Annotated in this window: 26 protein-coding genes; 9 read left to right on the plus strand and 17 right to left on the minus strand. The window is 66.4% G+C overall.

The genetic code is table 11. The annotated features are described in order from the left end of the window. Positions 1-33 precede the first annotated feature (33 nt). Positions 34-813, plus strand: a complete 780-nt coding sequence (locus tag ACFDR9_RS01770; protein ID WP_157407000.1) for an ABC transporter substrate-binding protein — start codon at positions 34-36, stop codon at positions 811-813. A 167-nt stretch (positions 814-980) separates the two neighbouring features. On the opposite strand, the gene ACFDR9_RS01775 is transcribed toward ACFDR9_RS01770, so the two are convergent. Together ACFDR9_RS01775 and ACFDR9_RS01780 are read right to left on the minus strand one after the other, a co-directional pair. After that, the gene (locus ACFDR9_RS01775) at positions 981-2,297 is read right to left on the minus strand and encodes an ATP-binding protein (RefSeq protein ID WP_409029855.1); all 1,317 of its coding nucleotides are present in this window, start codon (positions 2,295-2,297) and stop codon (positions 981-983) included. Further along, positions 2,294-3,043: a response regulator gene (locus ACFDR9_RS01780; RefSeq protein WP_409029856.1), complete on the minus strand. Its 750-nt coding sequence runs from the start codon at positions 3,041-3,043 to the stop codon at positions 2,294-2,296. The genes ACFDR9_RS01775 and ACFDR9_RS01780 overlap by 4 nt, the downstream gene beginning before the upstream one ends. A 172-nt stretch (positions 3,044-3,215) precedes the next feature. Between ACFDR9_RS01780 and ACFDR9_RS01785 the strand changes: the two genes are divergently transcribed. The 3 genes from ACFDR9_RS01785 to ACFDR9_RS01795 all read left to right on the plus strand — a co-directional run bounded on the left by ACFDR9_RS01785 (position 3,216) and on the right by ACFDR9_RS01795 (position 6,060). After that, complete coding sequence (locus ACFDR9_RS01785) at positions 3,216-3,662, plus strand: DUF2147 domain-containing protein (RefSeq protein ID WP_409029857.1); 447 nt, start codon at positions 3,216-3,218, stop codon at positions 3,660-3,662. A gap of 145 nt (positions 3,663-3,807) precedes the next feature. Next, positions 3,808-5,145, plus strand: coding sequence for a hemolysin family protein (locus ACFDR9_RS01790; protein WP_409029858.1), 1,338 nt, complete (start codon positions 3,808-3,810; stop codon positions 5,143-5,145). Positions 5,146-5,223: 78 nt separating this feature from the next. Continuing rightward, the gene (locus tag ACFDR9_RS01795) at positions 5,224-6,060 is read left to right on the plus strand and encodes a substrate-binding periplasmic protein (RefSeq protein WP_409029859.1); all 837 of its coding nucleotides are present in this window, start codon (positions 5,224-5,226) and stop codon (positions 6,058-6,060) included. 47 nt (positions 6,061-6,107) lie between these two features. Here the strand turns inward: ACFDR9_RS01795 and ACFDR9_RS01800 are convergent, their stop codons facing one another. From ACFDR9_RS01800 to ACFDR9_RS01825, 6 genes are read right to left on the minus strand one after another with little or no spacing between them, the layout of a single operon-like run. Continuing rightward, positions 6,108-7,154, minus strand: coding sequence for an AI-2E family transporter (locus tag ACFDR9_RS01800; RefSeq protein WP_017879241.1), 1,047 nt, complete (start codon positions 7,152-7,154; stop codon positions 6,108-6,110). 50 nt (positions 7,155-7,204) lie between these two features. Continuing rightward, on the minus strand, positions 7,205-7,804 hold the full coding sequence (locus ACFDR9_RS01805; RefSeq protein ID WP_409029860.1) for an SCO family protein: 600 nt from the start codon (positions 7,802-7,804) through the stop codon (positions 7,205-7,207). Between the two features lie 3 nt (positions 7,805-7,807). Beyond that, positions 7,808-8,701: a heme o synthase gene (cyoE, locus tag ACFDR9_RS01810; RefSeq protein ID WP_409029861.1), complete on the minus strand. Its 894-nt coding sequence runs from the start codon at positions 8,699-8,701 to the stop codon at positions 7,808-7,810. Then, the gene (locus ACFDR9_RS01815; protein ID WP_017879244.1) at positions 8,698-9,858 is read right to left on the minus strand and encodes a heme A synthase; all 1,161 of its coding nucleotides are present in this window, start codon (positions 9,856-9,858) and stop codon (positions 8,698-8,700) included. The genes cyoE and ACFDR9_RS01815 overlap by 4 nt, the downstream gene beginning before the upstream one ends. A 3-nt stretch (positions 9,859-9,861) precedes the next feature. After that, positions 9,862-10,407 carry a cytochrome C oxidase subunit I gene (locus tag ACFDR9_RS01820; protein ID WP_232429825.1) on the minus strand — a complete coding sequence of 182 codons (546 nt, stop codon included), beginning with the start codon at positions 10,405-10,407 and terminating at the stop codon, positions 9,862-9,864. Between the two features lie 58 nt (positions 10,408-10,465). After that, positions 10,466-11,185, minus strand: coding sequence for an SURF1 family protein (locus tag ACFDR9_RS01825; RefSeq protein ID WP_017879246.1), 720 nt, complete (start codon positions 11,183-11,185; stop codon positions 10,466-10,468). A 37-nt stretch (positions 11,186-11,222) separates the two neighbouring features. Between ACFDR9_RS01825 and ACFDR9_RS01830 the strand changes: the two genes are divergently transcribed. Next, positions 11,223-11,423 (plus strand): twin transmembrane helix small protein, encoded by a 201-nt coding sequence (locus ACFDR9_RS01830; protein ID WP_409029862.1) that lies wholly within the window; start codon positions 11,223-11,225, stop codon positions 11,421-11,423. 183 nt (positions 11,424-11,606) lie between these two features. Here ACFDR9_RS01830 and ACFDR9_RS01835 read toward each other — a convergent pair whose 3' ends face one another. The 7 genes from ACFDR9_RS01835 to ACFDR9_RS01865 all read right to left on the minus strand — a co-directional run bounded on the left by ACFDR9_RS01835 (position 11,607) and on the right by ACFDR9_RS01865 (position 17,631). Beyond that, the gene (locus tag ACFDR9_RS01835) at positions 11,607-12,467 is read right to left on the minus strand and encodes a cytochrome c oxidase subunit 3 (protein ID WP_026133495.1); all 861 of its coding nucleotides are present in this window, start codon (positions 12,465-12,467) and stop codon (positions 11,607-11,609) included. A gap of 56 nt (positions 12,468-12,523) precedes the next feature. Next, complete coding sequence (locus ACFDR9_RS01840) at positions 12,524-12,733, minus strand: DUF2970 domain-containing protein (protein WP_017879249.1); 210 nt, start codon at positions 12,731-12,733, stop codon at positions 12,524-12,526. 22 nt (positions 12,734-12,755) lie between these two features. Then, entirely contained in the window at positions 12,756-13,310 is a 555-nt protein-coding gene (locus ACFDR9_RS01845) for a cytochrome c oxidase assembly protein (protein WP_017879250.1), read from the minus strand. Between the two features lies 1 nt (position 13,311). Further along, positions 13,312-13,419, minus strand: coding sequence for a cytochrome oxidase small assembly protein (locus ACFDR9_RS01850; protein ID WP_017879251.1), 108 nt, complete (start codon positions 13,417-13,419; stop codon positions 13,312-13,314). A 61-nt stretch (positions 13,420-13,480) separates the two neighbouring features. Continuing rightward, complete coding sequence (ctaD, locus tag ACFDR9_RS01855; RefSeq protein WP_026133496.1) at positions 13,481-15,076, minus strand: cytochrome c oxidase subunit I; 1,596 nt, start codon at positions 15,074-15,076, stop codon at positions 13,481-13,483. A gap of 13 nt (positions 15,077-15,089) precedes the next feature. Then, positions 15,090-16,301: a cytochrome c oxidase subunit II gene (gene coxB, locus ACFDR9_RS01860; protein WP_409029863.1), complete on the minus strand. Its 1,212-nt coding sequence runs from the start codon at positions 16,299-16,301 to the stop codon at positions 15,090-15,092. Between the two features lie 418 nt (positions 16,302-16,719). Beyond that, the gene (locus ACFDR9_RS01865) at positions 16,720-17,631 is read right to left on the minus strand and encodes a methyltransferase domain-containing protein (RefSeq protein ID WP_409029864.1); all 912 of its coding nucleotides are present in this window, start codon (positions 17,629-17,631) and stop codon (positions 16,720-16,722) included. Positions 17,632-17,689: 58 nt separating this feature from the next. On the opposite strand from ACFDR9_RS01865, the gene ACFDR9_RS01870 reads away from it, so the two are divergent. Both ACFDR9_RS01870 and trmL read left to right on the plus strand, forming a co-directional pair. Beyond that, positions 17,690-18,439 (plus strand): ComF family protein, encoded by a 750-nt coding sequence (locus ACFDR9_RS01870; RefSeq protein ID WP_409029865.1) that lies wholly within the window; start codon positions 17,690-17,692, stop codon positions 18,437-18,439. A gap of 24 nt (positions 18,440-18,463) precedes the next feature. Continuing rightward, positions 18,464-18,934 (plus strand): tRNA (uridine(34)/cytosine(34)/5-carboxymethylaminomethyluridine(34)-2'-O)-methyltransferase TrmL, encoded by a 471-nt coding sequence (gene trmL / locus ACFDR9_RS01875; RefSeq protein WP_026133499.1) that lies wholly within the window; start codon positions 18,464-18,466, stop codon positions 18,932-18,934. A gap of 149 nt (positions 18,935-19,083) precedes the next feature. On the opposite strand, the gene ACFDR9_RS01880 is transcribed toward trmL, so the two are convergent. Continuing rightward, positions 19,084-19,560 (minus strand): adenylyltransferase/cytidyltransferase family protein, encoded by a 477-nt coding sequence (locus tag ACFDR9_RS01880; RefSeq protein WP_017879257.1) that lies wholly within the window; start codon positions 19,558-19,560, stop codon positions 19,084-19,086. Between the two features lie 38 nt (positions 19,561-19,598). Beyond that, positions 19,599-20,786, minus strand: coding sequence for a PilT/PilU family type 4a pilus ATPase (locus ACFDR9_RS01885; protein ID WP_017879258.1), 1,188 nt, complete (start codon positions 20,784-20,786; stop codon positions 19,599-19,601). A gap of 174 nt (positions 20,787-20,960) precedes the next feature. Here ACFDR9_RS01885 and ACFDR9_RS01890 point away from each other — a divergent pair, with 174 nt between their 5' ends. Further along, on the plus strand, positions 20,961-21,899 hold the full coding sequence (locus ACFDR9_RS01890) for a hydrogen peroxide-inducible genes activator (protein WP_409029866.1): 939 nt from the start codon (positions 20,961-20,963) through the stop codon (positions 21,897-21,899). 48 nt (positions 21,900-21,947) lie between these two features. Continuing rightward, the gene (gene ubiA / locus ACFDR9_RS01895; RefSeq protein ID WP_035789096.1) at positions 21,948-22,808 is read left to right on the plus strand and encodes a 4-hydroxybenzoate octaprenyltransferase; all 861 of its coding nucleotides are present in this window, start codon (positions 21,948-21,950) and stop codon (positions 22,806-22,808) included. Positions 22,809-22,836: the final 28 nt, after the last annotated feature.

Genomic DNA, 22,836 nt, shown 5'->3' on the forward strand with positions numbered 1-22,836 from the left:
ACTGGACAAGCAAGGGAAACGGCAATGGCTGGCATGACAAGACGACGCGGCGCCGCCGGCTGGCTATGCGCCCTCGCGCTGCTGGGCGGCGGCCCCGGCGCGGGCGCCGCCGAACTCCAGGTGCTGACCGAGGAAAACCCGCCGATCTCGTTTAGCGAAAACGGCAAGGCCGCCGGCCTGGGCAGCGATGTCGTCAACGCCATCCAGCGCCGCCTGAAGAGCGCCGTCGCGCCGCAAGTGCTGCCGTGGGCGCGCGCCTACGCCATCCTGCAGCAGGAGGCGAACGTGGCGCTGTTCGCGACCATGCGCACCGCCGAGCGCGAAGCCCAGTTCAAATGGGTCGGCCCGATCGCCACCGTGAAGACCGGATTTTACGCCAGGCGCGGCGCCGGCGTGCACGTGGCCAGCCTGGCCCAGGCGAAGTCGGCGGGCGCGATCCTGGTGCCGCGCGAATATTATTCGCACCAGGTGCTGCTGCAAAACGGTTTCACCAACCTGCAACCGGTGACCCGGCCCGACATCATGGTGCGCATGCTGATGGCCGGGCGGCGCGAGCTGATGGTCGGCGACAACCTGACCATCGACGCGCTGCTGCTCAACGTCGGCGCCAAGGCCGGCGACGCCGAGCTGGTCTACACCTTCATGGAATCGCAGTACTACATCGCGTTTTCGCGCCAGACCGCGGACGCGCTGGTGCAGCAGTGGCAGGCCGGCCTGGACGGCATGAAGCGCGACGGCAGCTTCGGCGCCATCTACGCCAAGTGGCTGCCGGGCGAAACCGCGCCGGGGCTGCGGCCCAGCGCGGCGAAATGAGCCGAAACCGAACAGCAAGGACGTAACCCAGGGGGCGGGCCTGAAGGCGCGACCCCGGCTGCCTGCCTCGGCTTGATTGTCAGCGTTGCCGGCCGGCGCTGGTCGCGGGTCGGCGTAGCCCTCCGCTGTGACGCGACGAGGATAAGCCGACTGGCGTCGGTATCGGCTTACACCCCCTCCAACGGCAATAGCAGGCGCGCCTCCAGGCCGCCGCCGGCGCGGTTCGCCAGCGCCAGGCTGCCGCCCAGCGCGAGCGCCAGTTGCTGCGCGATCGCCAGCCCCAGTCCGGTGCCGCCGGTGGCGCGGTTGCGCGAGCCTTCGACCCGGTAGAACGGTTGCAGCACGGCGTACAGCTCGCCGGGGGGAATGCCGGGGCCGCGGTCGAGCACGGCGATTTCCACGCCGCCGCCGGGCGCCGCCCGCACCGCCACCTCCACCGCCGCCGCGCCGCCGAACTTGATGGCGTTGTCGAGCAGATTGCCGACCACCCGGCGCAGCGCGTGCGGCCGGGTGCTGGCCGCGCGCCCGACCCTGCCGCTCAGCGTCACGTGCTGGCCGACGTCGCGGTAGTCGCACACCAGGCTGTCGAGTAGCGCGTCGAGGTCGGTGCGGCAGGGCTTTTCGCTGGCGCCCCCGGTGCTGCGCGCGTAGGCGATGCCCTCCTCCACCATCGCCTGCATCGCGTCCAGGTCGCCCTGGAACTTGTCGCGCAGGGCCGCGCTGTCGAGCATGTCGGCGCGCAGGCGCAGGCGCGTGATCGGCGTCTGCAAATCGTGCGAGATGGCGGCCAGGATGTGCATCCGCTCGGCCAGGTGGGTGGCGATGCGGCGCTGCATGTCGTTGAAGGCGCGCGCGGCCCGCGCCACTTCCAGCGGGCCGTCTTCCGGCAGCGGCGCGCCGCGCTGCTCCGGCCCGAGCGCGTCGGCCGCGCGCGCCAGTTGCGCCAGCGGCCGGGTTGTCCAGCGCACCGCCAGCCAGGTGAACAGCGTCAGCATCAGCAATTGCAGCGCCGACAGCAGCCGCGACCACGGCGACAGCGCCATCTCCGTCGCCACCAGTTCCACCGTCAGCGGGGTGGCGTCGGCCAGCCGCAGTTGCAGGTACATGCGGCCGTCGCGCGCGCTGAGCGCCAGCGGATAGCGCGGCCCCAGCGCCGCCGCGACCGCGCCGCCGACCTGCAGCGCCAGCGGCGAGTGCAGCGGCGCGCCCGGCTGCGCCGGCGCGTCGGTATAGCGGTAGTTCTGGCGGGCGAAGCGCAGCCGCCACTCGGCGCGTTCAAGCGGCGCCACCCGCTCCAGGATGGCGACCGACGCGGCCAAGTCCTGCGCCAGGTAGTACACCATCATGTTCTTGCCGGTTTCGCGGCGCTCGTAGCGCAGCAGTTGCAGGTTCAGCGCGTAGGACAGCGCCAGGCCCAGGCAGAGGATCGCGCTGAGGCGGCCGAACAGCGAACCCGGCCACAGCCGCCGCAGCGCCCCGCTCACGCGTCGCCCGCGCCGGCGGCGCCGGCCTCCACCGCGGCCGAGAACACATAGCCCTCGCTGCGCACCGTCTTGATGTAGCGCGCCTCGCGCGAGTCGTCGCCCAGGCGCTGGCGCAGCCGGCTCACCAGGATGTCGATCGAGCGGTCGAACAGCTCGGCCTCGCGGCCCTGCGTCAGGTTGAGCAACTGGTCGCGGCTGAGCACCCGCCGCGGATGGTCGAGGAAGACCCGCAGCAGGCGGTATTCGGCGCCGCTCAGCGAAACCATGGTGCCGTCGGCGTCGAGCAGGTGGCGGCCGGTGGTGTCGAGCCGCCACGCGCCGAACGCCAGCACGTGCGCCGCCTCGGCCGCGCGCAGCGCCGGCGGCAGCATGCGGGTGCGGCGCAGCACCGCGCGGATGCGCGCCAGCAGCTCGCGCGGCGCGAACGGCTTGGTCAGGTAGTCGTCGGCGCCCATCTCCAGGCCGACGATGCGGTCGGCCTCCTCGTTGCGCGCGGTCAGCATCAGGATCGGCAGCGCCGCCGCCGCGCCGGCGCGCAGGTCGCGGCACAGGGTCAGGCCGTCCTCGCCCGGCAGCATCAGGTCCAGCACCAGCAGGTCGACGGCGGCGCCGGCCAGCGCGGCGCGCATGTGGCGGCCGCCGGCCGCCGTCGTCACCTGGAAGCCGTTCCTGCTCAGGTAGGCGGCCAGCAGTTCGCGGATTTCCGCGTCGTCGTCGACGACCAGGATGTGATCTATGTGTTGCATACCGCTTTATAGCCGATTTTCGCGCCGCGTCGGCGTTTTTTGTAACACAAGGTTTCCACCGCCGCCGCGGATACACTGGATTACAAAAAACCCACCCGCCGACACATGCGAGCAATCCCGCCGCGTTCCAATACGTTCTGGCGCTTGCCACCCAACCCACCAGGAACACACCATGAACGCTACCCACTTGATCGCCGCCGCAATCGGCCTGGCCGCCGCCGGCTGGAGCGCCGCGCAAAGCCCGGCGCCGGCCGGGCGCTGGCTGACCGAAAGCGGCAACCTCGAAGTCGACATCGCCGCCTGCGGCCAATCCCTGTGCGGCACCGTCGTCAAGGTCATCGCCAACCGGTCGATGAGCGGGCCGGCGGCGGCCGCCATGGCGCCGCCGCCGGCGGCGAACGCGCGCCCGCTGCTCGGCCTGGGCATCCTGCAAGACTTCGCCCCGGCCGCCGACGGCCAGTGGCAAGGCCGCATCTACAACCGCGAGCGCGACGCCAGCTACGATTGCCTGATGGGCCTGGCCGGCCCCGACCTGCTCCAGGTCAACATCGTGGTGTCGCCGGCGCTGCCGCCGAAGGTGCAGTTCTGGCGCCGCGTCGGCGCGCCGGCGGCGCCGTAGCCGCGGCCAGCGGCGGGCCGGCGGCGGCGCCGGCCGACGCGACGGCCGGGGCCGGGCTTACCCCGGCGCAACTGTGGAATTGAAAATCCGCGTTGTTGTGCCGTCGTCGTTTATGATGCTTGTTTTAACAGCCATAACGGCACATATGCATAACGTTTTTCTGGTCGTACTCGCCCTGTTCCTGGTCGCCCTCAACGGTTTCTTCGTGGCCGCCGAATTCGGCATCGTCAAACTGCGCCGCACCCGCATCCGCGCCATCGCCAGGTCGCAGGGCCTGCGCGGGCGCATCCTGGGCAAGGTCCATGGCGAGCTCGACGTCTACCTGTCGGCCTGCCAGCTCGGCATCACCCTGGCCTCGCTGGGCCTGGGCTGGGTCGGCGAACCGGCCTTCGCCAGCCTGCTTGAACCGCTGTTCGGCGCGCTCGGCGTGACCTCGCAGCAACTGATCCACGGCATTTCCATCGCCTTCGCCTTCAGCGTCATCTCCTTCCTGCACATCGTCGTCGGCGAACTGGCGCCGAAAACCCTGGCGATCCGCAACCCCGAGGCCATCGGCCTGTGGTGCGCGCTGCCGCTGTACGGCTTCTACTGGTCGATGTACCCGGCCATCTGGGTCTTGAACGCCAGCGCCAACGCGGTGCTGCGCCTGGCCGGCCTGTCCGGCACCGGCGGCCACGACTCGCACTATTCGACCGAAGAGCTAAAGCTGATCCTGCGCACCAGCCAGCCGGGCGAAAAATTCACCCGCGACGAGCGCAACATCCTGGCCCAGTCGCTCGACTTCGAGCAGCTGACGGTGGCGGACCTGATGCGCCCGATCAACGAGGTGATCGCCCTGCACGCCTCCAAGTCGCTCCAAGAGAACCTGCAGACGGTGCTGCGCAACCGCTTCAGCCGCTATCCGTATTTCGACCAGAACGGCGACGACGTACTCGGCGTGATCCACCTGAAGGACCTGTTCTTCGCCCAACAGGCCGGCAAGCCGATCACCTCGATGACGCCGTTCCTGCGTCCGGTCGACATCATTTCGGCGCGCACCCCGGCGCTGGAGCTGTTCCGCCGCTTCCGCGACGGCGCGCCGCATTTCGCGCTGATCGGCGAAAAGGGCAAGCGCCCGCTCGGCTTCATCACGCTCGACAACCTGCTGGGCGCGATGGTCGGCGAAATCCGCGACGAATTCCGCCTCAACGAGAACGATTGGCTGCGCCAGCCCGACGGCACCCTGATCGGCAAGGCCAGCCTGCCGATCTTCTCGCTTGAACGCATCCTCGGCATCGACATCGAAAACGAGGAACTCGGCCTGGACGACGTCGAGTCGGTCGGCGGCCTGATCATGGTCAAGCTGGGCGACATTCCCAAACAGGGCCAGCGCATCGACTTCGCCGACTTCGACATTGTCGTCAAGAAAATGAACGGGCCACGCATCGTCCTCATCAAAGTGATTCCGAAACTCGAACGCCACGGGCCGGACGAGCAGGACTGAACGGCTGCGCCGGGCTAAACCTGTTGGAAGGCGGCCGCGCTTCTGCTAGAGTGGTGGCAACTTTGAGGGAAAACCGACGTGCTACAGCGCCTCCTCCTGTGCTGCACCCTGCTGGGCGCCGCCGCCGTCTCCCAGGCGCGCGAGCCCGCCGCGCCCGGCTGCGGCCTGCTCAGCGTCGGCTTCTACGACCACGGCGCGCTGCACTACCGCGGCGCCGAGGGCGGCTGGACCGGCATCGACCAGGACGTCGTCAACGAACTGGCGCGGCGCAGCGGCTGCCGCTTCTTCCCGCTGACCGAATCGCGCGTGCGCATCTGGGCCATGCTGCAAAGCGGCGCGCTGGACATGACGGTGTCGGGCATCGCCACCCCGGAACGGCATAAATACGCGCGGTTCGTCCCCTACCTGGCGGCGCGCAACTACCTGCTGCTGCCGAAGGGCGTGGCGGCGAAAGTGCGCAACCTCGACGAATTCCTGGCCGACCCCGGCTACAAGATCGGCGTCGTCAAAAGCTTCAAGCACGGCCCGACCTACGACGCCTGGCTCGACAAACTACGCGCCCAGGGACGGGTCTACGACGTCGCCGAATATACCGCCCTGATCAAGCTGCTCAAGATCGGCCGCGTGCAGGCGGTGCTGAGCCTGGCCACCAGCTGGGGCCAGCTCTTCAAAAACCCCGAATTTAGCGACGCGTTCCGCGCCATGGACTGGGCGCCCAAGGACACCTTGGTGGGCGCGCTGGTGCTGTCGCGCCAGAGCGTGCCCTTGGAAACCGTCGAACTGTTCGACAAGCACCTGCGCGAGATGCGCGCCGACGGCACGCTGAGGGCGATCTTCGAACGCCACGTCGACGCCGACCTGGCCGCCGGCATGCTCAACTACCCGAACGAGCCGGACGCCGACGCCCACGACTAGCCACCGGGGCCGCCGAGGCCAGCGCAAGCCGACCTACTACAACCGCGCTAGAGTTTCTCCGGCGGGATGCCGGTCCAGTTGCGCAGCAGGCCGTACAGCACCGCCAACAGCGTCGGGCCGATGAACAGGCCGACGAAGCCGAACGCCAGCACGCCGCCCAGCACGCCGAGCAACACCAGCAGGAACGGCAGGCTGCTGCCGCGGCTGATCAGCATCGGTTTGACCACGTTGTCGACGCCGCTGATGAGGAACAGGCCCCAGGCCAGCATGAAGATGCCCCAGCCGGTCTGGCCGTGGTTGAACAGCCAGACCGCGGCGCCGCCCCACAGCAGCGGCGGGCCGACCGGGATCAGCGAAAACAGGAAGGTGCCCAGGCCCAGCAGCGCCACCGCCGGCACGCCGGCGATCAGGAAGCCGAGCACCGCCACCAGCGATTGCGCCAACGCCGTGCCCAGCAGGCCGTACATGACGCCGCGCACGGTGCGGCTGACCGTCAGCGACACCTGCGCCGCGTTCTCGCCGATGATGCGCTGCATGCCGGCCGACAGCGCCGCCAGCAGCGCCTCGCCGTCGCGGTACAGGAAGAAGCTGACGAATACCGCCAGACTGGTCTGCGCCACGCCGCGGCCCAGCAGCAGGCCGCCGGCCAGCACAAAGCGGCGCGCCGGTTCCAGCAGGTTCTTGGCCAGCTCCAGCATTTCAGCCTTGCTGCCGATCAGCCGGCTGACATACCCGTCCAGCGTCTCGCCGACCAGCGGCACCTGCTTGAGCCAGGCCGGCGCCGCCAGCGAGCCGGAGTCGAGCGCAAGCTTGATCTGGTCGTAGATGCGCGCCACGTTGTCGGCCAGGTTGTAGGTCACCAGTGCCAGCGGCACAATGATCAACAGCACCAGCGACAGCGTCATGATGGCGGCGGCCAGATTGCGCCGCCCCTTCAGCCGCGCCAACAGGAATTGGTACAGCGGCCAGCTGGAGATGCTGACGCAGGCGGCGAACAGCATCGCCGCCAGGAACGGGCGCAGCACGTAGAAGCAGCCGATCAGCAAAAACAGGATGGCGGCCATGCGCACCACCGCCTCGAAACGTTTTTCCATGCCTTACAACCCTTCTGGTGGAGTCAATCGGCCGGCCGGCGCGGCGGCGTTCAGGACAGCAGTTGCTTGAGGTCGTGGACGATGGGCGCGGCGCCCTGGCCGTGGCGCACGAACAGGCGCAGCTTGCCGTTGCGGTCGAACACGTAGCTGCCGGCGGTGTGGTCGACGGTGTAACTGCCGGGCGTCTTGCCGGGCACCTTGGCGTAGAACACCTTGAATTCCTTGGCCACCTTGGCGGTGGCGGCGGCGTCGCCGTACAGGCCGAGGAAGCGTGTATCGAAAGCCGGCACGTATTCGGCCAGCAGGGCCTGGGTGTCGCGCTCCGGGTCGACGGTGACGAACGCCACCTGCACCTGCTCGGCCTGCGGGCCGAGGTCCTTCATCACGGCGGCCATCTCGGCCATCGTGGCCGGGCACACGTCCGGACACTGGGTGTAGCCGAAGAACACCACCACCAGCTTGCCCTTGAAGTCGGCCAGCGTGCGCGCCTTGCCGGTGTGGTCGGTCAGCGCGAAGTCCCTGGCGTAATCGAGGCCGGTCAGGTCGGTGTTCTTGAATGCCAGCTTGGGCGCCGACGCCTGCTGGCCGCAACCGGTCAGCGCCAAGGCCATGGCCAGGGCCAGCAGGGTCGAGCCGAGGATTTTTTTCATGTTTTAGAGTTTGATGTAGTGGTCGACCAGCAGGGCCGCGAACAGCAGCGACAGGTAGACGATCGAATAGGTGAACGCCTTGCGGGCGATCAGGTCGGTGTAGTGGCGGTAGATTTTCCACGAGTGGCGCAGGAACACGGCGTTCAGCAGCACCGCCGAGACCAGGTAGATCATGCCGCTCATGTGCACCGCGAACGGCAGCAGCGTGGTGGCGGCCAGCGCGATCGAGTACAGCCAGACGTGGAACTGGGTGAACGGCAGGCCGTGCGTCACCGGCAGCATCGGCAGGCCGGACTTGGCGTAGTCGTCGCGCCGGTACATCGCCAGCGCCCAGAAGTGCGGCGGGGTCCAGACGAAGATGATCAGCACCAGCAGCCAGGCTTGCATCGGCACGTCGTTGGCCACCGCGGCCCAGCCCAGCGCCGGCGGCATGGCGCCCGACAGGCCGCCGATGACGATGTTTTGCGGCGTCGCCGGTTTCAGTATCATGGTGTAGATGACGGCGTAGCCGACGAAGGTGACGAAGGTCAACCACATCGTCAGCGGGTTCACCAGCGCGTACAGGATCCACATGCCGGCGCCGCCGATGACGGCCGAGAACACCGCCGTCTGCGTCACCGAAATGTCGCCCATGGCCATCGGCCGACGCGCGGTGCGCGCCATGCGCGCGTCGATTTCGCGCTCGGCCAGGCAGTTGACGGCGAAGGCCGCGCCGGCCAGCAGCCAGATGCCGACGGTGGCGGCGACCACCACGCGCCAGGCGGGCAGCTCGTCGGTGGCCATGAACATGCCGATGACGGCGCAAAACACCGCCAGCTGGGTCACGCGCGGTTTGGTCAGCGCCCAGTACTGGGCGATGCGGTGGGTGGATTTATGGGTAGCGGTCTGGGTCGTCATTGGTGGTGTTTCACAGGCGAAAATTGCGTGGGTGCGGCGCTGGAGGCGGCTCGGCGCGCAATCTCAAGTTGCAGCTTGGCCCGGTAGTTTAACATGGTCAGCAGCAGCACCAGCAGCGCGGCGCCGCCGTTGTGCAGCACGGCGATGGCCAGCGGCCAGTCGAAGTAGATGGTGGCGATGCCGCTGCACGCCTGCAGCGCCAACACCGCGGCGATACCGCGCGCCAGCCGGTGCAGCGACGGGTGGCCCCAGGCGCGGTGGGCGGTGTAGCCTACGCCCAGCAGCAGCAGCAGCGCGAAGCTGCGGTGCACCCAGTGGATCGCCGTCAGCGCCGAAAACGGCAGGTAGTGGCCGGCGGCGGTCTTGCCCAGCTCGCGCCACAGCGTGAAGCCGTGCTCGAAGTCCATCGCCGGCACCAGCGCGCCGGCGCACAGCGGGAAGTCGGTGCAGGCCAGCGTCGCGTAGTTGGTGCTGACCCAGCCGCCCAGCGCGATCTGCACCAGCAGCAGCAGCGCCGAGAACAGCGCCAGCGCGCGGACGCGCCGCATCACCGGCAGCGGCCCGGTGCGCGGCGGCGGCGGCGCCAGCGCGCTGTCCTGGCGCGCGCCCAGCCACACCAGCATCGCCAGCAAGCCCATGCCCAGCAGCAGGTGGATGGTGACGATCAGCGGCTGCAGCTTCAAGGTCACGGTCCAGGCGCCGAACGCGCCCTGCACGCAGACGAAGACGAACAGCGCCGTCGGCAGCCACGGCGAGAATTCGGCGCGCCGGCTGGCGCGCCACTGGCGCCAGGCCTGCGCCATCAGCGCCACGATCAGCACGCCGATCGCCATCGCCAGGTAGCGGTGGATCATCTCGATCCAGGCCTTGGCCAGCGTCACCGGGCCGCTTGGCATCAAGGCCTCGGCGGCGCGGATCTCCTGGTGCGCCAGGAAGGGGTTGGCCAGGCCGTAGCAGCCGGGCCAGTCGGGACAGCCGAGGCCCGAATCGGTCAGGCGCGTGAAGGCGCCGAACATGATCAGGTCGAACGTCAGGAACACCGCGATCCACACCAGCTTGCGGTATTTGTGGGGGTCCGACGACGTCCACACCATCGCCAGCGGCAGCAGCGCGATCAGCAGGCCGGTGACGGCCAGTTGGGCCAGGGTCAGGTGCATGGTTTAGCCTATCGCGGACGCTTTGAGCAGCTTGCCGATGTCCTTCTTCACCTTGGACGGGTCGGCGTCCTTCGGGAAGCGCATCATCAGGTTGCCGAGCGGGTCGATCAGGTACATGTGTTCGGCCGCGTTGCCGCCCGCCTCCACCGGCAGCCAGGCCTTCAAGGCCGGCGCCTGCACGCGCAGCATGTGGGTGCCGTCGAACTCGCGCATGACGGTGGTGTCGAGCGGCTGCCCGTCGGTGACCAGCCAGACGCGCTCCAGACGCTCCATTTCCTTGCCCTGCATCAGGCGCAACTGGCGCATGGCGAACAACTGCTTCTTGCACGCCTGCTGGCAGTCGGACGGGCCGCTTTGCAGCATGATCCACTTGCCCTTGTAGGCTTCCAGGCCGGTCGGCTTGCCTTCCAGCGTGGTCGCGCCCAGCGCCGGGATCGGGTAGGCGCGCGGGTCGATCAGCGCGCCGTAGTTGGTGCGTCCGCTCGGCTTGATCACGTAATAGGTGACGTAGGAGGCGATCAGCGGGAAGGCGCACACGCCCAGCACCATCAGCAGCTTCCAGCGGCCGCGGTTTTGCTGCTGCTGGTCCACTTGCGGGGTAGTCGGTTTAGTTTGGTCCACGGCGAAATCCTGTAAAAACAAAAAATAAAAGGGCCATCAACGCCAGCGCGTACCACTGGAACGCGTAGCCGCGGTGTTTGTCGACGCCCAGCGCAGGCGCCGGCCAGTCGCGCACCAGCGCGTCGCCGGCCGCCGCCGCGCCGCTCTGCTCGATGATGAACGGCTGCAGGCGCAACCCGCTGGCCTTGACCAATTCGCCGATGTCAAGGTTTTGCACGATGGCGTCCGGGCGCAGCGGCGCGGCGGTTCCCAGTTGCATCACGTGGCCGGCGTTGAGCCTGGCGATGCCCTCGATGCTGACAACGCCGGCCGGCGTCGCGTAGACCGGCAGGCGGGCGCGGTCGGCGCTGTGGCGCGGCAGCCAGCCGCGCGCCACCAGCACGTGCTGGTCCGAGCCGGCGATTTTAAACGGCATTAACAGGTAAAAGCCGGCGCGGCCCTGGTAGGGCCGGTTGTCCAGGTACAGCGCCCAGCCCGGCACGAACTGGCCGCTGACGGCGACGCGGCGGAACTCGACCTGCGCCGGCGCCAACGGCCGCGGCCCCAGCGCCAGCGGCGCGGCGGCGTTGCCGGCGGCCAGCCTGGCCTGCAGCGCGGTTTTTTGCGCCGCGCGGCGGTCCTGCCACTGGCCCAGCGACACGCCCAGCGCCACCACCAGCAGCGTGGCGACGAAGGGAATCCACCTAAAACGGAAACGGATACGCATTACAATGGAGTCCTCATCAAAACCACCACCACCATCCATGAAAATCGTCGTCGCCATCGCCTTCATCCTGATCCTCGGCAGCCTCGGCTCGGCGCTGTTCTACCTGATGCGCGACAAGGGCAAAAGCAACCGCACGGTGCACGCGCTGGCCCTGCGCGTCGGCTTGTCGATCACGCTGTTCCTGCTGATCCTGCTCGGCTACAAGCTCGGCTACATCACCCCCACCGGCATCCACTGAACACCGGGGACAGACCACGATTTCCGGGAAATACTTTCCCGGAAATCGTGGTCTGTCCCCGGTATTGTTTGGGTTAACTGTTGCCATAACAACCAAACAAGCCGCCACGAAAAAAGCCGCACGCGGGGTCCCCAGCGTGCGGCTTTTCAACGAGGCGGTCGCCCGCCGCCGATTGCAAGCAGATTATAACCAATATACGACGACGTACAGGCCGAGCCAGACGACGTCGACGAAGTGCCAGTACCAGGCCGCGCCTTCGAAGCCGAAATGCTGCTCCGGCGTGAAGTGGCCCTTCATGACGCGGTACAGGATCACCGACAGCATGATCGCGCCCAGGGTCACGTGGAAGCCGTGGAAGCCGGTCAGCATGAAGAAGGTCGAACCGTAGATGCCCGAGGTCATTTTCAGGTTCAGCTCGCTGTAAGCGTGCATGTATTCGTACACCTGGAAGCCCATGAAGACGGCGCCCAGCAGCACGGTGGCGGCGAGGAACAGCGCGGTTTTGGCGCGCTGGCCTTCGCGCAGCGCGTGGTGCGAGATGGTCAGCGTAACGCCGGACAGCAGCAGCAGGGCGGTGTTGATGGTCGGGATGGGGAAAGGACCCATGGTGGTGAATTCCTGCACCACGCCGGCCGGGCCGGTGTTGCCCCAGTGGGCGGCGAAGTCCGGCCAGATGAATTTATGGTCCAGATCGCCCAACCACGGCATCGAAATGCTGCGGGCGTAGAACAGCGCGCCGAAGAAGGCGCCGAAGAACATCACTTCGGAGAAGATGAACCAGCTCATGCTCCAGCGGAAGGAGTAGTCGATGCGCTGGCTGTACAGGCCCTTTTCGGATTCGCCGATGGCGTCGCCGAACCAGAAGTACAGCACCGCGATGGCGCCGAACAGGCCGACGAACGTCAGGTACGGACCCCAGCCGGCGTCGTTGACCCACGCCGAGGCGCCGATCATCGTCAAGAGCAGGCTCAGGCCGGCCAGCATAGGCCACTTGGATGGGCCTGGCACGAAGTAGTACGGCGCGGCGGCGTGTGTTGAACTCATCTTCATCTCCTAAATCAATCTGTATTCGGTGAACTGCTAATTTTTTTTACTGATGTTTACAACACGACAAACTTGACGATGCCGATCAGGACGCCGACCAGGCAGGCCACCGCCAGCAAGCCGGCGATGACGATGTGGACCGGGTTCAACTTGGCCGCGTCGGCGTCGAAATCGCTTTTGCGGCGCAGGCCGGTGAACGACCACACCACCGCCTTCAGCGAATACAGGAAGGACGCCTGCTTCGGCCGGTTTTTCAACTCGCTCATGCCGCCATCCCCGTTGTCATGCTCACTGCGCCTGGCTCAGGCCGGCGATTTCAAAAAACGTGTACGACAGGGTGATGGTCTTCACGTCCTTCGGCAGCGCCGGGTCGATGAAGAACACCACCGGCATCTGGCGCGCCTCGTTCGGTTTCAACGTCTGCTGTTTAAAGCAGAAGCATTCGACCTTCTTGAAGTGCGGCGTCGCGCTTTGCGGCGCGTAGCTCGGTATCGCTTGCGCGTTGACCGTGCGCGCCTGGGTGTTGACCACTTCGTACATTACCGTCGCCAGTTCGCCCGGGTGCACCTTCATGCTGTTGACCACCGGGCGGAAGCGCCAGGGTCCCTGCGCGTTGCCGTCGAAATCGACGGTGACGGTGCGGCTCTTGTCGACCTGGGTGTTCTTGTCGTACTCGACCGTGCCGTCCGGTTGGGTCAGCACGTTCACGCCCAACACCTCGCAAATCTGTTTGTAGACCGGGATCAGCGCGTAGCCGAAGCCAAACATCAACACCGCGACGACCAGCAACTTGCCGAGCATCTTGCGGTTCAAGCCTTTGACTTCTTGCGCGTCGTCGCTCACGTCAGCTCAGCCAAATGTGCTTGACGAAGACGGAGAGGAAGAACACCAGCGCGATCGAGCCGATGATCAGGCCGGTCTTCAGGTTGTTCGGTTTTTTCTGGTCTGACATGGCAGTCTGCTTTTCGTTCAATCAAGTGCGGGCCGGATGACGCTCCGGCCCGTCAACGCCATTATTTTACCGTCGGCGGGGTTTCAAAGGTGTGGAACGGGGCCGGGCTAGGCACGGTCCATTCCAGGCCTTCGGCGCCGTCCCATGGCTTCGCTTCGGCTTTTTTGCCGCCGCGGATGGTCGGGATCACGACGAAGAACAGGAAGTACACCTGGCACAGGCCGAAGCCGAAGGCGCCGATGGTGGCCCACATGTTGAAGTCGGTGAACTGCGCCGGGTAGTCGGCGTAGCGGCGCGGCATGCCGGCCAGGCCCAGGAAGTGCATCGGGAAGAAGGTGATGTTGAAGGTCACCAGCGAAGCCCAGAAGTGCACCTTGCCGCGGAATTCGTTGTACATGTGGCCGGTCCATTTCGGCGACCAGTAGTAGAAACCGGCGAACAGGGCGAACAGCGAGCCGGCCACCAGCACGTAGTGGAAGTGCGCCACCACGTAGTAGGTGTCCTGCAGCTGGATGTCGATCGGCGTCACCGCCAGGATCAGGCCGGTGAAGCCGCCGATGGTGAACACGAAGATGAAGCCGACCGCGAACAGCATCGGGGTTTCAAACGACATCGAACCGCGCCACATCGTGGCGATCCAGTTGAACACTTTGACGCCGGTCGGCACCGCGATCAACATCGTCGCGTACATGAAGAACAGCTGGCTGGTCACCGGCATGCCGGTGGTAAACATGTGGTGGGCCCAGACGATGAACGACAGGATGGCGATCGACGCGGTGGCGTAGACCATCGAGGCGTAACCGAACAGCGCCTTGCGGGCGAAGGCCGGCAGGATCTGCGAGACGATGCCGAAAGCCGGCAAAATCATGATGTAGACTTCAGGATGGCCGAAGAACCAGAAAATGTGCTGGTACATGACCGGGTCGCCGCCGCCGGCGGCGTTGAAGAACGAGGTGCCGAAGTGGCGGTCGGTCAGGGTCATGGTGATGGCGCCCGCCAGTACCGGCATGACGGCGATCAGCAGGTAGGCGGTGATCAGCCAGGTCCAGCAGAACATCGGCATTTTCATCAAGGTCATGCCAGGGCAGCGCATGTTCAGGATGGTGACGATGATGTTGATCGAACCCATGATCGACGAGGCGCCCATCAGATGCATGGCGAAAATCGCCATGTCCATCCCCGGTCCCATTTGCGTCGACAGCGGCGCGTACAGCGTCCAGCCGGCGGCGGTGGCGCCGCCCGGCACCAGGAACGAGGTCGCCAGCAGGATCGCCGCCGGCGGCAGCAGCCAGAACGAGAAGTTATTCATGCGCGCGAACGCCATGTCGGAGGCGCCCACTTGCAGCGGGATCATCCAGTTGGCGTAGCCGACGAAGGCCGGCATGATGGCGCCGAACACCATCACCAGGCCGTGCATCGTGGTCAGCTGGTTGAAGAACTCCGGCTGGAAGAACTGCAGGCCCGGCTGGAACAACTCGCTGCGGATCAGCAGGGCGAGAACGCCGCCCGACATCAGCATGACGAAGGAGAACCACAGGTACAAGGTACCGATATCTTTATGGTTGGTTGCGAACAACCAGCGTTGCAGGCCGTGCGGGTGATCGTGGGCGTGATCGTGGCCGTGGTCGTGCGCGTGATCCACTGTGCTTGTGCTCATATGAAGCTCCTAATTACTTGCGTGCAGCCAGAACTTCGGCTGGTTGAACGATGTTTTCTTCGGCCTTGTTCGACCAGTTGTTGCGGGTGTAGGTGATCACCGCCGCAATGTCCGTATCCGACAACTGCTTCCATGCTGGCATTTCCGACGGGTAGGCGCCGCTCTTCTGGCCGTGCAACAGTACCTTGATCTGCTCGGCCTTCGGACCGTTCACCACTTTCGAGCCGTCCAGCGCGGCGAAGGCGCCCGGCAAACCCTTGCCGTTGGCCTGGTGGCAAACGATGCAATTGGTGGTGTAGACTTTTTCGCCCTTGGTTTTCAGCTCGTCGATGGTCCAGGTCTTGCTTGGATCGTCGGCCAGCGCGGCCATTTCTTTCTTCTTGCCGTCCACCCAGACTTTATAGTCTTCGGCCGAGACCACATTGACGACGATGGGCATGAACGCGTGTTCCTTGCCGCACAGTTCGGCGCAATTGCCGCGGAACTTGCCGACGTGGTCGGCCTTGAACCAGGTGTCGCGCACGAAGCCCGGAATGGCGTCTTGCTTGACGCCGAAGGCCGGCACCGACCAGGCGTGGATGACGTCGTTGGCGGTCAGGACGATGCGGATTTTCTTGTTAACCGGGACCACGACTTCGTTGTCGACTTCGATCAGGTAGTTGTCGCCGCGTTTTTCGCTCGGCTGCACGCCGGGCGAACCCACTTGCGCGCGCGGGGTCGACAGGTTCGACAGGAAGGCAATGCCCTCGCCTTCGCCCTTGAGGTAGTCGTAGCCCCATTTCCACTGCATGCCGGTGGCCTTGATGGTGATGTCGGCGTTCGAGGTGTCCTTCATGCCGACCACGGTGCGGGTCGCCGGCAGGGCCATGCCGATCACGATCAGGAACGGCACCACGGTCCAGGCGATTTCGACGGTGGTGCTTTCGTGGAAGGTGGCCGGCTTGTGGCCCAGCGATTTGCGGTGTTTGAAGATCGAGTAAAACATCACGCCGAACACGGCGACGAAGATCACCAGGCAGATGATCATCATCCAGGTGTGCAGATCGTAGATCTCGTGCGCGATTTGCGTCGCCGGTGGTTGCAGGTTCATTTCAAACGGAACTGGTCCGCCCGTGCCCGCATACTTGCCCGCCGCCGCGGCGGTATCGGCCGCCCACGCCGGGATGCCGGCCGCTGTCAACGACAGCCCGAGCATCAACGATTGAAGTCGCTTTGCATGTTTCATGTTTTCCCCAACCACCCAAAAATAAAAATATTTTTTTAAACGGCGCCGGGATTCGACCATCCGAACCGCCGTCGCTCCGCTAACTGCGCCACGGCCATGTTGCCGCCTTGCGCTAAACACCTACAGGCCCCATGCCGGCCCCGCGCGACAAAAAACACATCGCACGAAAAGTCCGGCTGGAACCTTGACATCGCCACCGGTGAACCTATATCACCCATGAACGCTGGCTTACCCTTGCCCGTTTGTCGCCCCGGCCGCCCGAGCTTTCGGGCCGCGTCCAGTGCTGACAAAATTAGTCAACGATTATAATCAAGAATTCCACACTTCATCAAGGGATAATCCACTCTGCGGGACCGCATTCGCCCCTTTCACACCCCTTTGCAACGATAGTAGAGCCGCCGCATCGGCCCAGTCCGGTTTATTTCGGTTTGCGCGGCAAATCGAAGCGGATAATTGCCTCGCCGGCCTGGGTCGTGCGCGGCGCCGGCCGGAACGCGTGGCCGTAAATAATCTCGAAACTCAGCCCCAGCGTGCCGTCCGGCCGGCGCAGCGCCCGCAGCGCCGCCAGCATGCGGTCCCAGGCCGCCCTGCCCATCAGGCCGCGGCGGCGCGTCTCCAGCGGATTGCCGCCCCAGGCGCGCACGTCGGCCAGCAAGGCGGCGGCGTTCGGGTAGGTGACGGTGATGGTTTCCATGTCCAGCACCGGCGTCGAAAAGCCGACCTCGACCAACATGTCGCCGAAGTCGTGCATGTCGACGAAGGGCAGCGCCGGCGCCGCCAGGCCCGCCGCGGCGAACGCCGCGCGCAGCTCCTTGAAGGTGTCCGGGCCGAAGCAGGAGAACATCAGCAAGCCGTCGTTGCGCAGCGCGCGGCGCCATTCGGCGAAGACGCGGTCGGGCAGCGGATGCCAGTGCAGCGCCAGGTTGGACCAGACCAGGTCGAGCGTGGCCGGCCCCAGCGGCAGCTGGGAGAAGTCGCCGCACAGCAGGTCGATGCCGGCCTTGGCCGGCAGCATCTTGCTGAGGAACTGGTTCAGCGCCGCCAGCTTGGTGGCCGGCGCCTTGGCCGCGCCGACCATCGCCGCGGCGGCGTCCAGGCCGAGGATCTGCGCCGCCGGGAAGTCCTTTTGCAGCAGCGCCAGGTCCAGGCCCGGCCCGCAGCCGGCGTCGAGTACGCGCCGCGGCGCGATCTTCACCAGCGTCAGGCGCTCGTGCATGCGCGCGGCGATCTCGCGGCGCAGGAAATCGGACGGCTGCACGCGCGCCGGCCGCGAAAACAGTTCACGCACGCGCACCGTGTCGATCGGCGCGCTCATTTTGGGCGGGGTCATAGTTGAATCGGATGAAGGTGAGATAATGCCGGCAGTGTACATGGAACGAGGCCAAGCGATGCGAGACCGTGCGCCGCTCGAATGGCGCGCGCTGGGGCCGGCCCTGCTGCGCGCGCTGCTGCCGGCCGCCTGCGCGCTGTGCGGCGGGCGCTGCGACGGCGCGCTGTGCGCGCCCTGCCAGGCGCAGTACCTGGGCCGGCGCCGGCCGCGCTGCCGGCAATGCGCCAATCCGCTGCCGCACGACTGCGGCGCCGACGGCGGCCCGTGCGGGCGCTGCCTGGCGCGCCCGCCGGCCTTCGACGCCACCGTGGTGGCGGCCGACTACGCCGCGCCGGTCGACCAGTTGCTGCTGCAGCTGAAATTCGGCGGCCGCCTGGCGCTGGCGCCGCTGTTTGCGCGACTGCTGCGCGACGCCGTGCTCGAACGCGGCGACGTCGCGCTGCCCGCCCTGCTCTGCCCGGTACCGCTGGGGCCGCGCCGGCTGGCCGAGCGCGGCTTCAACCAGGCGCTGGAAATCGCCCGGCCGCTGGCGCGCGCGCTCGGCGTCGCGCTGCACCCGGCGCTGGCGGCCAGGGTCCATGACACGCGGGCCCAGAGCCGGGTCGCGCCGCACGAGCGCGGCCTCAATATGCAACAGGCGTTCGCGCTGGCGCCGCACGCCGCCGCGCTGCTGCGCGGGCGCCACGTCGGCGTCGTCGACGACGTCATCACCAGCGGCCGCACGCTGGGCGAGCTGGCCGCCACGTTGAAACGCCACGGCGCCGCGCGCGTGACCAACCTGGTCTTCGCGCGCACGCCGCCGCACTAGTGTTTACTTAATAAGGAGAATGAATTGTTTCACGTCGTCTTGGTAGAACCCGAAATCCCGCCCAACACCGGCAACGTCATCCGCCTGTGCGCCAACACCGGCGCCCAGTTGCATCTGATCGAACCGCTCGGCTTCCCGCTCGACGACGCCAAGATGAAGCGCGCCGGCCTCGACTACCACGACTACGCCACCATGAAGGTGCACGCCAACTGGGACGCCTTCATCGCCGCCACGTCGCCGGACCCGGCGCGCATGTTCGCCATGACCACGCACGGCTCGTCGCCGTTCGGCCAGGCCGCGTTCCAGCCGGGCGACGTGTTCGTGTTCGGCTCCGAGACCAAGGGGCTGGACCCGGCGCTGCGCGCATCGTTCCCGCCCGGCCAGCGCATCCGCCTGCCGATGCGCCCGGACAACCGCAGCCTGAACCTGTCGAACACGGTGGCGGTGGTGGTGTTCGAGGCGTGGCGGCAGAACGGCTACGCCGGCGGCGCGTAAGGCGGCGTTTGCGGCGAAGCGCCGGGGCCGAGCCAATTGGCGCCTGGTAGGTCGGATCAGCGAAGCGTCATCCGACGTCAGGGCCGCCGTCGACGCCAGTCGGGTTGCGCCCCTTGGGCTAACCCGAGCTACACAAGCTGTCGGCGCATCTAGCCGCCGCGCACCTTGCTAAGCAGCTTGCTGGTGGAGCGGTCGTGCGCGAAGTCGATCGCCACCGCCTGGCCGCCGTAGGCCAGCACCGCCCGCCCTTCGGGGATCGCCGCCATGTCGTAGTCGCCGCCCTTGACGTAGATCTGCGGCCGGGTTTCCTGCACCACTTCGAGCGCGCTGTCCTCGGAAAACGGCACCACCAGACTGACCGATTCGAGCGCCGCCAGCACCGCCATGCGGTCCTCGCAGCCGTTCAGCGGCCGGTCGTCGCCCTTGCCCAGGCGCTTAACCGAGGCGTCGGTGTTGATCGCCACCACCAGCGAGGCGCCCAGCGCGCGCGCCTGCGCCAGGTAGGTCACGTGGCCGCGGTGCAATATGTCAAACACGCCGTTGGTGACGACGACCGGCTTGGGCAGCGCGGCGACGCGCTCCCGCAAATCGTTACGGCTGCAAATCTTGGTTTCGAATTCGGGCATGGCTCATCTAGGTTGGGGTGGGTGGGGCCGGCGCTTTGTTAATGGCCCGGTTCTTCCTTCTCGTCCTCGGCGTCGATCTGCATGCTGAACTGGTCGGCCGCGCCGGCCGCCGCGCCGCCCGGCTCCTTGCGGTCGCCGCGCAGCTTGATCTGCAGGCGCAGGCCGTTGGCCGAGTCGGCGTTGCGGATCGCCTCGTCGTAGCCGATATAGCCCTTATTATAGAGTTCATACAGCGCCTGGTCGAAGGTGCACATGCCCAGTTCGCGCGATTTATGCATAATTTCCTTGATCGCCTGGAAATTGCCCTTCAATACCATCTCGGCGATCGTCGGCGTGTTCAGCAAAATCTCGATGGCCGCCTTGCGGCCCTGGCCGTCCTCGGTGCGCACCAGGCGCTGCGAGACGATGGCGCGCAGGTTCGACGACAGGTCCATCAGCAACTGCCCGCGGCGCTCCTCGGGGAAGAAGTTGATGATGCGGTCCATGGTCTGGTTGGAGTTGTTCGCGTGCAAGGTGCCCAGGCACAGGTGGCCGGTCTCGGCGAAGGCGATGGCGTGCTCCATCGTCTCGGTGTCGCGGATCTCGCCGATCAGGATCACGTCCGGCGCCTGGCGCAGCGTGTTTTTCAGCGCGTTGTGCCACGACAGCGTGTCGACGCCGACCTCGCGGTGGGTGACCAGGCAACGCTTGTTCTTGTGCACGTACTCGACCGGGTCCTCGACGGTGATGATGTGGCCGGCCGAATTGGCGTTGCGGTAGTCGATCATCGCCGCCAGCGTGGTCGACTTGCCCGAGCCGGTGCCGCCGACGACCAGCACCAGGCCGCGCTTGGTCATGATGACGTCCTTGAGTACCTCGGGCAGCTCGAGCTTCTCGAAATTCGGTATTTCCGAGGCGATGGTGCGCACCACCATCGCGACGTTTTGTTGCTGTACGTAGACATTGACGCGGAAACGGCAGACCTCGGGCAGCGAAATGGCGAAATTGCACTCCATTTCCTGCTCGAACTCGCGCTTTTGCTTGTCGTTCATGATGGCCAGCGCCAGCGCCCGCGTCACCTCGCCGCTCAGGCGCTGCTGGCTCAGCGGCTTCATCGCGCCCTGCGACTTGATACTGGGCGGGAAATCGGCGGAAATGAACAAGTCCGAGCCGCCCATGTGGTGCATCACCTTGAGCAGCTTGTGGATGTAGGCCAGCGCCTCTTCGGGGCCAAACGTGGATGACATGCGCGCCTTTCCGCGAGGGGGCAATGGGGATGCCGGCCGCCGCCGCCCCTCGGTCCGGCCGGCGTCCTATTCCGCTACAATACCCTTTCTTCGCCGCATTTTGGCGTTTTCGGCGCCGCTGAAAGCTTGCTTTCAATCGTTGCGCTACGGCCCAGCCTGTGCTTCAATAACTTTATGACACTAACCGAACTCAAATACATTGTTGCTGTCGCGCGCGCGAAACACTTTGGCCACGCCGCCGAAGCCTGTTTCGTTGCGCAGCCGACGCTGTCGGTCGCCATCAAGAAGCTGGAGGACGAACTCGGCGTGGTGTTGTTCGAGCGCGGCGGCGCCGAAATCTCGGTCACGCCGCTGGGCGCGCAAATCATCGCCCAGGCCGAACGGGTGCTGGAGCAGACCGCCGCCATCAAGGAGCTGGCGAAACAAAACAAGGACCCGCTGGCCGGACCGCTGCGCCTGGGCGTGATCTACACGATCGGGCCGTCGCTGCTGCCGCCGCTGGTGACGGCGATGATCGCCAAGGTGCCGCAAATGCCCCTGATCCTGCAGGAAAACTTCACCGTGCGCCTGCTGGAACTGCTGCGCCAGGGCGAGCTGGACGTGGCCGTCATGGCCCTGCCGCTGCCCGAACACGGCATGTCGATACTGCCGATGTACGACGAACCCTTTGTCGTGGCGATGCCGAAAAGCCATGACTGGGCCGCCCGCCACAGCATTCCGGCCGAGGACCTGAAGGCGGAAAACATGCTACTGCTGGGCAACGGCCACTGCTTCCGCGACCAGGTGCTGGAAGTGTGCCCGGAAATGGCGCGCTTCGCCACGCCCGGCAACGGCATGCAGCGCACCTTCGAAGGCTCTTCGCTGGAAACCATCCGCCACATGGTCGCCAGCGGCATTGGCTTGACCGTGCTGCCGCGCGCCTCGGTGCCGGACATGGACACGCGCGACGGCCTGCTGCAATTCCGCCCGTTCGACAGCCCGGCGCCGTCGCGCCGCGTGGTCATCGTCTGGCGCAAAAGCTTCACCCGCAAAGCCGCCATCGACGCGCTGTGCGACGCCGTCGCCGCCTGCCACCTGCCGGGCGTGACGCACCTGAACGGCGCCGCCAAATAACGCAAGCGATTTGCGATAATGCCGCCATGCCTCGAATTGACCGACCACATGAAGAATAAACTGGCGCTGTATTTCCGCCTGATCCGGCTCGACAAACCCATCGGCACGGTGTTGCTGCTGTGGCCGACGCTGTGCGCGCTGTGGCTGGCCGCCGCCGGCGCGCCGGACTGGCGCCTGCTGCTGATTTTCACGCTGGGCACCTTCCTGATGCGCTCGGCCGGCTGCGCCGTCAACGACTATGCCGACCAGGATATCGACAGGCACGTCAAGCGCACCGCCGAACGCCCCCTCACCAGCGGGCGCATCAGCGGCAAGGAGGCGCTGGCCGTGGCCGCCGTGCTGGCCCTGCTGGCGTTCGCGCTGATCCTGCCGCTCAACGCGCTGACCAAGCAATTGTCGGTGGCCGCCGTCGTCATCGCCGCTACCTATCCGTATTTCAAGCGCTTCTTTGCGCTTCCGCAAGCCTACCTCGGCATCGCCTTCGGCTTCGGCATCCCGATGGCCTTCGCCGCCGTGCAAAACGCGGTGCCGTCCGTGGCCTGGTTGTTATTGCTGGGCAACGTGTTTTGGGCCGTCGCCTACGACACCGAGTACGCGATGGTCGACCGCGACGACGACTTGAAGATCGGCATCAAAACCTCGGCCATCACCTTCGGCCGCTACGACGTCGCCGCCGTCATGGCCTGCTACCTGGCCGCCGGGCTGATTTGGCTGGCCTGCGGCTGGCAGCTCGGCCTGCGCGGCTGGTACCTCGCCGGCCTGGCGCTGGCGGCCGGCTGCGCGCTCTACCACTACACCCTGATCCGCGGGCGCGAACGGATGCCCTGCTTCGCCGCCTTCCGCCACAACAACTGGCTCGGCGCGGCCGTGTTCGCCGGGGTCGCGCTCGACTACGCGTTCCGCCCCTAGCGCGGACGTAAAAAAACGCCCCTCGGGG

The sequence above is a fragment of the Janthinobacterium sp. CG_23.3 genome (assembly GCF_046115965.1).
In the GTDB taxonomy this organism is placed as follows: domain Bacteria; phylum Pseudomonadota; class Gammaproteobacteria; order Burkholderiales; family Burkholderiaceae_D; genus Janthinobacterium.

Excerpts from the sequence above, each read along its gene's own strand:
- ACFDR9_RS01770 (WP_157407000.1), top strand. The coding sequence starts at position 34 with ATGACAAGACGACGCGGCGCCGCCGGCTGGCTATGCGCCCTCGCGCTG.
- ACFDR9_RS01780 (WP_409029856.1), bottom strand. The coding sequence starts at position 3,043 with ATGCAACACATAGATCACATCCTGGTCGTCGACGACGACGCGGAAATC.
- ACFDR9_RS01785 (WP_409029857.1), top strand. The coding sequence starts at position 3,216 with ATGAACGCTACCCACTTGATCGCCGCCGCAATCGGCCTGGCCGCCGCC.
- ACFDR9_RS01790 (WP_409029858.1), top strand. The coding sequence starts at position 3,808 with ATGCATAACGTTTTTCTGGTCGTACTCGCCCTGTTCCTGGTCGCCCTC.
- ACFDR9_RS01800 (WP_017879241.1), bottom strand. The coding sequence starts at position 7,154 with ATGGAAAAACGTTTCGAGGCGGTGGTGCGCATGGCCGCCATCCTGTTT.
- ACFDR9_RS01805 (WP_409029860.1), bottom strand. The coding sequence starts at position 7,804 with ATGAAAAAAATCCTCGGCTCGACCCTGCTGGCCCTGGCCATGGCCTTG.
- cyoE (WP_409029861.1), bottom strand. The coding sequence starts at position 8,701 with ATGACGACCCAGACCGCTACCCATAAATCCACCCACCGCATCGCCCAG.
- ACFDR9_RS01815 (WP_017879244.1), bottom strand. The coding sequence starts at position 9,858 with ATGCACCTGACCCTGGCCCAACTGGCCGTCACCGGCCTGCTGATCGCG.
- ACFDR9_RS01820 (WP_232429825.1), bottom strand. The coding sequence starts at position 10,407 with ATGGTGCTGGGCGTGTGCGCCTTCCCGCTGATCGCCTCCTACGTCACC.
- ACFDR9_RS01825 (WP_017879246.1), bottom strand. The coding sequence starts at position 11,185 with ATGCGTATCCGTTTCCGTTTTAGGTGGATTCCCTTCGTCGCCACGCTG.
- ACFDR9_RS01830 (WP_409029862.1), top strand. The coding sequence starts at position 11,223 with ATGAAAATCGTCGTCGCCATCGCCTTCATCCTGATCCTCGGCAGCCTC.
- ACFDR9_RS01835 (WP_026133495.1), bottom strand. The coding sequence starts at position 12,467 with ATGAGTTCAACACACGCCGCCGCGCCGTACTACTTCGTGCCAGGCCCA.
- ACFDR9_RS01840 (WP_017879249.1), bottom strand. The coding sequence starts at position 12,733 with ATGAGCGAGTTGAAAAACCGGCCGAAGCAGGCGTCCTTCCTGTATTCG.
- ACFDR9_RS01850 (WP_017879251.1), bottom strand. The coding sequence starts at position 13,419 with ATGTCAGACCAGAAAAAACCGAACAACCTGAAGACCGGCCTGATCATC.
- ctaD (WP_026133496.1), bottom strand. The coding sequence starts at position 15,076 with ATGAGCACAAGCACAGTGGATCACGCGCACGACCACGGCCACGATCAC.
- coxB (WP_409029863.1), bottom strand. The coding sequence starts at position 16,301 with ATGAAACATGCAAAGCGACTTCAATCGTTGATGCTCGGGCTGTCGTTG.
- ACFDR9_RS01865 (WP_409029864.1), bottom strand. The coding sequence starts at position 17,631 with ATGACCCCGCCCAAAATGAGCGCGCCGATCGACACGGTGCGCGTGCGT.
- ACFDR9_RS01870 (WP_409029865.1), top strand. The coding sequence starts at position 17,690 with ATGCGAGACCGTGCGCCGCTCGAATGGCGCGCGCTGGGGCCGGCCCTG.
- ACFDR9_RS01880 (WP_017879257.1), bottom strand. The coding sequence starts at position 19,560 with ATGCCCGAATTCGAAACCAAGATTTGCAGCCGTAACGATTTGCGGGAG.
- ACFDR9_RS01885 (WP_017879258.1), bottom strand. The coding sequence starts at position 20,786 with ATGTCATCCACGTTTGGCCCCGAAGAGGCGCTGGCCTACATCCACAAG.
- ACFDR9_RS01890 (WP_409029866.1), top strand. The coding sequence starts at position 20,961 with ATGACACTAACCGAACTCAAATACATTGTTGCTGTCGCGCGCGCGAAA.
- ubiA (WP_035789096.1), top strand. The coding sequence starts at position 21,948 with ATGAAGAATAAACTGGCGCTGTATTTCCGCCTGATCCGGCTCGACAAA.